The organism is Symbiopectobacterium sp. (genome assembly GCF_051710365.1).
In the GTDB taxonomy this organism is placed as follows: domain Bacteria; phylum Pseudomonadota; class Gammaproteobacteria; order Enterobacterales; family Enterobacteriaceae; genus Symbiopectobacterium.
This window is the reverse complement of record NZ_JBPETA010000164.1, coordinates 1-6,698: the sequence shown is the minus strand read 5'-3', so window position 1 is coordinate 6,698 and position 6,698 is coordinate 1. Positions and strand designations below refer to the sequence as shown.

The following is a 6,698-nucleotide window of genomic DNA, read 5'->3' as shown; positions in this document are numbered from 1 at the left end:
TTCGAAGGAGCCGTCACGATCGCGAGGAGTACGCAGTTCCAGTGTGCCATCGCCCGTGGTAACGGTCTTTGTCGAATAGCCGTTGCGGGAGTTGGTCCCTGGTTTAGGCTGATTTTTATCGTAGCCCCAGATGGTGGAACATTTCGGCGTTGAGAGCCGCCTCAACGCTGATTTTCTTCATCAGGCGATCGAACTGGCTGAGATCTTCAGGGGTTTTGAGATTTTTGGCCAGTTCATTAGCCAGAGCCTGCAACTGTTTTTCGTCCATAAAGTAACCTGCTTTTGATGTTGGATTGAACATATCAAAATCAGGCAATTACACAAATTTATGTACAGGCTCGCGACAGATAATCTGAAAAAAACCCGTGCGGAGTACCACAAGAAGCTCGGTGTATAACATTCGTCCGGTGGCCTCTCTGCGGGCCACCGGATCGCGAGCCAGTTTCAATTCACGCACTTACATGTTTACGCAAAAAATTCTCGATGCCTTGCTCGTCCAAACGGTAGCGAATCCATTCACTTTGTGCGTTAGCACCAATACTGTCGTAAAAATCGATAGCAGGCTGGTTCCAATCCAGTACGCTCCACTCCAGGCGACCACAGCCACGCTCTTTGGCCAATTTTGCCACATGCGCTAACAGCGCTTTGCCCGCACCATGCTGACGGAAACGTTTGGCTACATAGAGATCTTCAAGATAAATACCGTTTTTGCCCAACCAGGTAGAGTAACTCATAAAGAATACCGCGTACCCAACAGGCACTCCATCAATGGCACAAATCAAGGCTTCTGTGCGCGTATCAGGGCCAAAGAGCGTTTTTTCAATGTCTTCCCGCGTCTCAATCACTTGATTACGGGAAAGTTCATATTCCGCTAGCTCAATAATCATATCCAAGATCACGCCCGCATCTGCTTTCTGAGCGGGATAAATGGTTATATTCATCATCCTTTCCTGTTATAAACGCCAACATTGCTTCCCGATGCTACCTTAGAGCGGTTGCAGTATGAACAGCATTTTGTTCATTGGGCGATAATAATCACGTCACGGCGCTATTTCATTACGCCACGGCGAGGTCAAGAACGAGCATATCAGCGAGTGCAAGGGTCACTATCACAGAGGAAAACAACAGGGCGTAGGAGGAAAAAAATAAAGCGCAGAAAAGGTATCCTGCTAGCGCAAGCGCACCATGGAAAGAGGCCCACCATAAACGGCCCCCGTATCGAGATAGATCTGATTGGCATAGGCGCACACCTTTTTCTGATTGGCATAGGCGCACACCTTTTTAAGCGGCGTGTGTCCGAAGATAAAACGGTCGGCCCCCTCGATCCGCTGATAGTCGCCAGACTGCGCTCGCAGCAACCGCCTGCGCCCCCACACGACATCATCCACATTGACGGGCAGGCCCAAATCATAGCGCGCAGAGGGATAATCCGCATGAGCAATAACATAAAGGCACGTTTGCACGTTAACTTCCAGAACATGTGGAAGTGACTCCGTCAGCTGGATCAGTCGATCGATGGAATGACGGTGTATCGGACTCAACTCGAAATACCAGTCACCGCCATTGTTGCGCCAGTGGTCACTGCTTTCTCCTTGCAACGCAGCATACGCCATACATTCATGATTACCTGCCACTGAAATGAACCAGGGAGCATCCAACAGTGCCAGACATGCCGCGCTGTCCGTTCCGCGATCGATAAGATCGCCGACGGCTATCAGCAAGTCGCAACGTTCATCAAATTTTCGTGCAATCAATTGCTGCTTCAATTGTTGATAGCAACCGTGAAGATCCCCAACCACCCACACATGGCGATAATCATCCCCACGAATACTGCGGTAGCGAACAATCTCGCGCATTTTAACCTCCAGAACTGCAATGACGCCTTAAAGTAAGGTTGCGTGCCTTGGGCGCTGCTCATGCAATCAGGGAGTAAAACCACAAAATCGCAAAATCACACAAACACACAGACACACAGACACACAGACACACATAATTATGCGTAACAGATTGCCGTCGATCAGCATGAAAAAGATCCGAGACAAGAAAAAAAGCGATTCTTATAAAAAGGAACGCAGGATTACGCGGTGCTGTTATTGGCGATAGTTGTTATTGGCGATACAGGCCTTATGGTGCCCTGGAGGGAAGTCAGTAAAGGTTCTCACACCGCCACACCGGAAGCCGGGATGGCGGCAACACCGTTGTCGTGTTAAGCGGAGTAAAGCGCCTCCACCGCCTGATCGCATTCAGGTACAGAAAATTTTGCATAGTGCAACGCATGGTGCACCTGTTGTTTTTCACTCTCGGGGTAAACCTGCGTATCCAGCAGCAGCGCCCCAATCGCTTGCGCATCCAGCATGGTAAAGGTGGTCCGAAGCGCCAGAGCGATATCAGGCCCACCATAACACATATTGCGCAATAACACCGCCAACTCATGGGCGGAGATCTTTCCCTGATAAACCGTATACAGCACATCGGCAATCAGTTTGGCATTTAAAACACTAATGCGGGAAATATCATGATAATGCCCGCCCAATGCCTGAATCATATGCTCGACGGCCTGTGTCGGCGTTTTCCCCTGATCGCGCAGAGACGTTAACGCCGTAACGAGTTTGTTCTGCAACTCATCTGCCATCATCCTGTCCTCTTATTATGCCCCTGCTCAATAGCTCTGCATCGCCGGAGTTCAGGTAACATATCGCATTTTTTGTCAGGGCAATATCGGTTTAAGAGAAAAATTAACAATTTTCAATATAGCGACGTTACTCACTGATTTTTATTAATATCCTTAAGTTTTATGTGGAACAGAAGCCCTTCGCAAAATAGGCAGTTACCGGGTTATGTGATAGATTCGTCTGCAAAGATGCTCATTTACACGAATTTATACATCTGAGCACATTTTGGTTCATTCAAACCCATTTCTCTGATGCGCTAATGCAAAAAAGCAATCGTATTTCATTCTGTGAGCAAGCAAGTTAAGGTTAAATCATGATCACCACTGACGGTAACAACGCAGTCGTTTCTGTAGCCTGGCGAGCAAACGACGTCATCGCCATCTACCCGATTACCCCAAGTTCTTCCATGGCAGAACAGGCTGCCGCATGGTCGAGCGATGAGCGTAAAAACTTGTGGGGAGATACCCCACGGGTGATCGAAATGCAGTCGGAAGGCGGTGCGATTGCCACAGTGCACGGGGCGTTGCAGACAGGGGCGCTGGCGACATCGTTTACCTCATCGCAGGGATTGCTGTTGATGATCCCGACGCTCTACAAGCTGGCCGGACAGTTAACCCCTTTCGTGCTGCACGTTGCCGCCCGAACCGTCGCTACTCATGCGCTCTCCATTTTCTGCGATCACTCCGACGTGATGGCGGTGCGCCAGACGGGCTGTGCGATGCTGTGTGCCAACACCGTGCAAGAAGCACAAGATTTCGCCTTGATTGCACAAATCGCCACGCTTAACAGCCGCGTCCCCTTTATCCATTTCTTCGACGGTTTCCGCACTTCACATGAAATCAATAAAGTGGAACCGCTCAGTGATGAAGTATTACTGAAACTACTGCCCCAGGATGCAATTGCCGCACACCGTGAGCGAGCGCTTACACCAGAACGTCCGGTGATCCGTGGCACCGCCTCCAATCCGGACACCTTCTTCCAGGCACGCGAAGCCACCAACCCGTGGTATAACAACACTTACTCTCACGTTGAGCAGGCGATGGATGCTTTTGCTGAGGCCATGAGCGACGCGCCTGATTCGCTGCAATCGCTGGATGTCAAAGCGCGTGATATGCGTGGTCAGAAGTATGTATTGCAAGTCGCCCCGGAAGATTGCACGGGATGCAACCTGTGCGTCGAGGTGTGTCCAGCGAAAGACCGTCAAAATCCTGAGATCAAAGCCATCAACATGGAATCCCACCTGGATAATCTGAGCGTGGAAAAAAACCACTTTGATTTCTTCCTGCAATTGCCGGAAATCAACAAGAGCAAGTTGGAACGTATCGACATCCGCACGTCACAGTTGATTACGCCGCTGTTCGAGTACTCGGGTGCCTGTTCCGGTTGCGGCGAAACGCCATATATCAAACTGTTAACGCAGCTCTATGGCGATCGTTTACTGATCGCCAACGCCACCGGCTGCTCATCTATTTACGGCGGCAACCTGCCCACCACGCCGTGGACCACCGATGCCAATGGACGCGGTCCAGCCTGGGCCAACTCGCTGTTTGAGGATAACGCCGAATTTGGTTTAGGTTTCCGTCTCAGCGTGGATCAACATCGCCAGCGCGCCTTGCGTCAGCTCTTGCAGTTAGCACCGCAACTCCCCGCCGATCTGGTGAGCGCCTTGCAGGAAGAGAACATTGCGCCGGATCTGCGCCGCCAGCAAATTGCACAACTGCGTGAACGGCTTGCCAGACTCAATGAACCGGTGGCACGTGAACTTAGCCACGATGCCGACCATCTGGTAGACAAATCCGTCTGGCTGATTGGCGGTGACGGCTGGGCCTATGATATTGGCTACGGCGGTCTGGATCATGTGATGAGTCTGACAGAAAACGTCAACGTGCTGGTGCTGGATACCCAGTGCTATTCCAACACGGGCGGTCAGCAATCCAAGGCCACACCGCTGGGTGCGGTCACCAAATTTGCGGAAAAAGGTAAACGTAAGGCGCGTAAAGATCTGGGCATCAATGTGATGATGTACGGCCACGTCTATGTCGCACAGATTTCACTGGGCGCACAACTTAACCAAACGGTGAAAGCGATTCAGGAAGCGGAAGCCTGGCCGAGTCCGTCATTAATCATCGCCTACAGCCCCTGCGAAGAACACGGCTACGATTTGGCATTCAGTCACGATCAGATGCGTCAACTGACGGCCACCGGATTCTGGCCACTCTATCGCTTCGATCCGCGTCGTGTGGAAGAAGGCAAACCGGCGTTGGTCACCTATTCCCGTCCGCCCTCCAGCAGCCTGAGTGAGACACTGTTGAAAGAGCAACGCTTCCGTCGGCTGAATACGCAAATTCCTGAAGAGACCGCGCGGTTGTATGAAGAAGCGGAACAGGATCTGCGTCGTCGCTTTGACTTCCTGACAATGATGGCAGGTAAAGCAGAGAAGAACGCTCAAGAGTAAGGTCGCAATATCCGACGAGATCCTCAGTGCAAGCCGAGGATCTCGTGAGGAAAATGCGCGCTAGCAAAAGATCTGACTGACGGCTTCGGCCACGGTCTCTACATGATGTTCCTGCAACTGGCTGATACTGAGCCGAATAAATTCCCCGTTTTTTACCCCCGCCCCCACACCAACCCTCACGGCAATGCCACGCACGGCCAGAGTTACCAGAGCATGGCGCTCCGAAGGCACTGGCAACCAGATACACAGCGCATCGCTTTCTGGTACATGAATGCCTCGTCGAGCCAGCGCATCCACTAACGCCTGACGTCGCCGGTGATAGACCTGTTTGGCATGTGCAATATCGTGCTGTGCCTGCGCATCGTTCAATAAATAAGCCAACGCGCCTTGCAGTATCCGGCTACTCCATCCGACGCCAAAATGGCGGAAGGATTGGAGCTGGTCCATTCGGGTTTTACTGCCCGATATCACGGCCAAACGTAAATCGGGTCCATAGGCCTTGGAGTAAGAGCAGACATGAATTGTACGTTCAGGATAATAGCGCCCCAAACTGATCGCGGGACAGGTTGATAATTCACCGATGCCGTCATCTTCCAGAATCAGCACATTTTCATGCTCGGCCAGTACAGCGGCCATGTCGTCCAGCCGCTCAGGGCTTACGGCGCAACCCGTGTGTGAATGAGTCCTGGGCTGGAAAATAAACGCGACTGGCTTTTTTTGCAGCGCCTGCTTCAGTTCCTCAATATCAGGCCCATTGGCATCACAGCCCACCTTGATCGCGTTCATTCCCAGCAGATCGAGCAAATCAAGTAAGCGGGCAGTGGTAGGGCTTTCGATAGCCACCGTCGAACCGGGAAAGATCAATGCCTGCAACGCCAGGTACAGCCTATCAAACCCGCCACTTGAGGTAATGAACGCCTCAGCCGGATAAGGCCAGCGTTTGCGAACCGCCGCCTCCAGTTCAGGGACAATGGCAGTTCGTTGGTAACTGTTTAACGTGGGCTGCGATAGCGCATGTTGCAATGCTGCTGCCAGATTAGGTAATAACGCGGGGTCCGGTGAAGAGAGTTCCATATTAATCTGGATGGTGTCACCAAAGTTACCTACCCTCTCAAAACGTTCAGGACGGGGCGAGACTCGCTGACTACAGACCCATACCCCTGTCCTTCCACGCCCGGTCACCACGTTCTGCCGCTTTAATTGGGACCAGGCCGCCGAAATCGTCGCCGGACTCACTCGCAATATTTCGGCCAGTTCCCGAACCGACGGCAACTGGCTGCCAATAGCAATGCGCTCTTCACGAATCAATGCAGCGATATCCATCGCAATCCCCCGAATCGAGGGATCGGTAAGCATTCCGGCCAGCCAAACGGGATCAATTTTTGCTGTCATATCAAAAACTTTTTTCAGTAACAAAAATATGATTGTACACATACAAATGAGCCACTAAATAACTGTTCCGAATAGTAGATCACCTGAAGGGAACTCAGTCCGAGTTGAGCGATCTGATCAATCGATAAAGATCCCAAATCATCAACCGGACTGAGCGATGTCGAGCATAGCACCGATAC

General features: G+C 51.5%; 5 protein-coding genes and 1 pseudogene. 1 reads left to right on the top strand and 5 read right to left on the bottom strand.

The genetic code is table 11. The annotated features are described in order from the left end of the window. The 4 genes and pseudogenes from ACTBDZ_RS13525 to ACTBDZ_RS13510 all read right to left on the bottom strand — a co-directional run. Nucleotides 1-268: pseudogene (locus tag ACTBDZ_RS13525) on the bottom strand (transposase); the annotation flags it as partial. A 181-nt stretch (nt 269-449) separates the two neighbouring features. Then, nucleotides 450-941: a GNAT family N-acetyltransferase gene (locus tag ACTBDZ_RS13520; protein ID WP_438815707.1), complete on the bottom strand. Its 492-nt coding sequence runs from the start codon at nt 939-941 to the stop codon at nt 450-452. 228 nt (nt 942-1,169) lie between these two features. Next, nucleotides 1,170-1,856, bottom strand: a complete 687-nt coding sequence (locus tag ACTBDZ_RS13515; RefSeq protein ID WP_438815706.1) for a metallophosphoesterase — start codon at nt 1,854-1,856, stop codon at nt 1,170-1,172. Nucleotides 1,857-2,206: 350 nt separating this feature from the next. Further along, the gene (locus ACTBDZ_RS13510; RefSeq protein WP_438815705.1) at nt 2,207-2,635 is read right to left on the bottom strand and encodes a hypothetical protein; all 429 of its coding nucleotides are present in this window, start codon (nt 2,633-2,635) and stop codon (nt 2,207-2,209) included. A gap of 350 nt (nt 2,636-2,985) precedes the next feature. On the opposite strand from ACTBDZ_RS13510, the gene ACTBDZ_RS13505 reads away from it, so the two are divergent. After that, nucleotides 2,986-5,127, top strand: a complete 2,142-nt coding sequence (locus ACTBDZ_RS13505) for a thiamine pyrophosphate-dependent enzyme (protein ID WP_438815704.1) — start codon at nt 2,986-2,988, stop codon at nt 5,125-5,127. Nucleotides 5,128-5,187: 60 nt separating this feature from the next. Here the strand turns inward: ACTBDZ_RS13505 and ACTBDZ_RS13500 are convergent, their stop codons facing one another. Continuing rightward, a complete protein-coding gene (locus ACTBDZ_RS13500) occupies nt 5,188-6,519 on the bottom strand; it encodes an aminotransferase class I/II-fold pyridoxal phosphate-dependent enzyme (protein ID WP_438815703.1) in 1,332 nt (443 codons plus the stop codon). Nucleotides 6,520-6,698: the final 179 nt, after the last annotated feature.

Bases quoted from the DNA above. Each gene is read 5' to 3' on its own strand.
- ACTBDZ_RS13520 (WP_438815707.1), bottom strand. From the start codon at position 941: ATGAATATAACCATTTATCCCGCTCAGAAAGCAGATGCGGGCGTGATC.
- ACTBDZ_RS13515 (WP_438815706.1), bottom strand. From the start codon at position 1,856: ATGCGCGAGATTGTTCGCTACCGCAGTATTCGTGGGGATGATTATCGC.
- ACTBDZ_RS13510 (WP_438815705.1), bottom strand. From the start codon at position 2,635: ATGATGGCAGATGAGTTGCAGAACAAACTCGTTACGGCGTTAACGTCT.
- ACTBDZ_RS13505 (WP_438815704.1), top strand. From the start codon at position 2,986: ATGATCACCACTGACGGTAACAACGCAGTCGTTTCTGTAGCCTGGCGA.
- ACTBDZ_RS13500 (WP_438815703.1), bottom strand. From the start codon at position 6,519: ATGACAGCAAAAATTGATCCCGTTTGGCTGGCCGGAATGCTTACCGAT.